Source organism: Halorubrum sp. AD140, assembly GCF_034497445.1.
Taxonomy (GTDB): domain Archaea; phylum Halobacteriota; class Halobacteria; order Halobacteriales; family Haloferacaceae; genus Halorubrum.
Genome location: NZ_JAXRUU010000123.1, coordinates 1 through 2,705 on the forward strand (window position 1 = coordinate 1; position 2,705 = coordinate 2,705).

A 2,705-nucleotide genomic window follows, 5' to 3' on the forward strand; every position below is an offset into this window, starting at 1 on the left:
GACGGTGCCGGGCCGGAGCAGACGCTCGGGGTCGGCGCTCCCGTCGGCGGGGACGTGCCACAGCGCGGTCTTCCCCTCGTCGGGCGTCGCGAAGTACAGCGTCTCGTCGTCCGGGCCCCACTGCGGCGTCGTCTCCCGGCCGAGCCCGCGGTCGAGGTCGCCGGTGAGGTCGGTGACCGCGCCCGATTCCGCGTCGAGGACGCGGAGGTCCGTCGGCTGCATCGACACCTGATCCGGCTCCGCGTGCGTGAACGCGACGCGCCCGTCGGCGGTCGCGGCGAGCGACGCTCCCCAGCCGGTCGTGGTGTGGACGCGCTCGGCCTCGTCGGCCGCGAAGTCGTGGGCGTGGATCGCGATCTCGACGGAGTCGTCGGGGTCGTCGCCGACCGCCTCGGTGTAGTACAGCGTGTCGGCGTCGCCCCACGAGGGCGCGGCGAAGTCGGCGTCGCGGTCGGTGACGCGCGCGACCGCCCCCGATTCGGCCGGATCGGGGTCGGTGACGCCGCCCACGGTCGCGTCCGCGTCGACGACGTACACGCCCGGCCGTCGCCCGTCGAAGTAGCGCTTCGCCGACCGGTAGACCGTCCGGTCGATGACGCGCGGGTCGGGGTGCTCCTCCGGCTCGTAGTCGTCCGGCACCGCGAGGTCGCGGTCGGCCTCGCGGTCGTCGGCCGTCACCGACTGGACGAACGCGATCCGCTCGCCGTCGGGCGACCACGCGATCTGCGAGACGCCGCCGACGGCGTCGGTGACGCGGCGGGCCTCGCCGCCGTCGAGCGGGAGGACCCACAGCTGCTGGCGGTCGTCGGCGGCGCCGCGGGTTGAGGTGAAGGCGAGCCGGTCGCCGGAGGGGCTCCAGCGCGGTTCGGCGTCGGAGCCCTCCGAGAGGGTGAGCCGGCGCGGGTCGTCCTCGCCCGCGGCGTCGACGAGGTAGACGGTCGTCTCGTACCCCTCGTCGTCGTTCGGCTGGCGGCGCACGAAGGCGACGCGGTCGCCGTCCGGCGAGATCCGGGGGTCGGACGGGACCGCGAGGTCGCGGTAGTCGGCGGCGGTGACGCGCTCCATGCGCGTCAGTCGGACGGGGGAGGCAAAAGGCGTCGGGAGGCGGAAAGGCGGGCGGCCGCGTCCGGCGGTCCCCCGTGAGACCGCGGGTTCCGGCGACCGGGCAACCGGCCGGTCAGTCGCCGCCGTTGTCGAACGCGAGCGAGACGCCGTCCTCGTCGACGGTCGCGCCCGCGGCGCAGACGGGGTGTTCGAGGTCGGCGCCGAGCAGTTCGGTCGCGACCGACGAAGCGTCGGTCGCGGTCAGGTCGTACGGCTCGGGGGAGTCCGTCTCGTAGGTCGCGACGACGGTCGGCTCCTCGACGGCCTCGACGAGCAGCGCGTCGCGGCGGACGACGCCGATCGTCGCCGCGTCGGCGGCGACGACGCCGGCGACCCGGGGCGTGTCGTAGTCGTCCTTCTCGTAGTCGAGCGCGAGCAGCGCCGACGCGAGCGCGTCGCGGGCGGGGTAGCCTTGCGCTAACTTCTCCGCGATCGGGTCGACGTGCGAGCCGTTGCCGAGGGCGGCCAGCGGCTCACCGGTCGGCGTCTCGACCGCCCGCGCGCAGTTGTAGGAGACGTAGGGGTTGTCGGTCTCCGGCGCGTCCGGCGTCGGGCCGACGGTGAGCGTCTCGCCGCGGTCACGGACGCGGCGGTTCGGGAACGAGCGCGAGGAGACGCGGTAGCCGCCGATCCCGGGCGCGACGACGACGAATCGTCCGACGTACATACAGCTTCGTGCGGATTGAGTCGAGTAAAACGCGTCGATGTGCGCACGAACGCGATCCGAGAGCGGTTCGGTCCCCGAGGGTCGTCACGGAGTCGCACGGCGGTCGCGACGCGCAACGCTTACAAAGACGTGCGGGCTATCTGAGAGTGCGCAGTCCATTGGGGTAGTGGCCAATCCTGTTGCCTTCTGGGGGCAACGACCCTGGTTCGAATCCAGGATGGACTACTTCTCTCGCGTCTCGCTTCGCTTGGAACCGAGCGGCGCCCACGTTCCGCGGTTTCCAGTCGAAACGAAGGGGGTGGCAGTCGGCGGGTCGCGATCCCGCAGTCACTTCTCGACGTCCAGCAGCGTGACGCGCTCGCGGACGACGTCGGCGAGGTCGCCGGTCGTCGCGGCGAGTTCGCGGTCGGTGACGCCGTAGAACTCGCGGACGCGGTCCGCGTCGAACGCGCCGTTGAGGTCGTCTCCGTCGATGATTCCGGCCGAGCCGACGGCGAGCCCCCGAACCCCCTCGACCGCTTCGTCGAGGTCCGCGGGCGGCCGGTCGGCGCCTGACACGTCGCCGAAGTCCGAAACGAGGACCACGGCGGCGCGCTCCCCCTCGGCGACGCCGAGTTCCAGGGCGCGGTCGATCTGTCGGCTCCCGGCCGCGTACAGCAGTATCTCGACGCCGGGGTCACGCGCGACCGCCTCGCCGCGGGCGATCGCCCGCGCGGCGAGCCGCGCCGCCTCGCGGAGCTGCGTCGCGGAGACGACGAGGTCGGCGTCGAACGCCTGGACGACCGCGCCGGTTTCTTCTGCGACCCCGTCGAGGTCGGCGAGGAACGCGTCGAGGTCGGCGACCGCGAAGTCGCCGCGAACGAGGCGGACCGCGGGGGCGGGCGCCGGCTCCGCGTCGCCGTCGGATACGGGGGCAGTCATCCGAAATCACCCA

2 protein-coding genes and 1 pseudogene are annotated in these 2,705 nt (G+C 73.3%); all 3 read right to left on the reverse strand.

The window, feature by feature from the left end; genetic code table 11:
* Window positions 1-1,065 (reverse strand): annotated as a pseudogene (locus U4E84_RS16480) (S9 family peptidase); the annotation flags it as partial.
* 112 nt (window positions 1,066-1,177) lie between these two features.
* The gene (locus U4E84_RS16485; protein ID WP_322533198.1) at window positions 1,178-1,771 is read right to left on the reverse strand and encodes an IMP cyclohydrolase; all 594 of its coding nucleotides are present in this window, start codon (window positions 1,769-1,771) and stop codon (window positions 1,178-1,180) included.
* A gap of 327 nt (window positions 1,772-2,098) precedes the next feature.
* Window positions 2,099-2,692: a KEOPS complex subunit Cgi121 gene (gene cgi121, locus U4E84_RS16490; protein WP_322533200.1), complete on the reverse strand. Its 594-nt coding sequence runs from the start codon at window positions 2,690-2,692 to the stop codon at window positions 2,099-2,101.
* Window positions 2,693-2,705 lie beyond the last annotated feature (13 nt).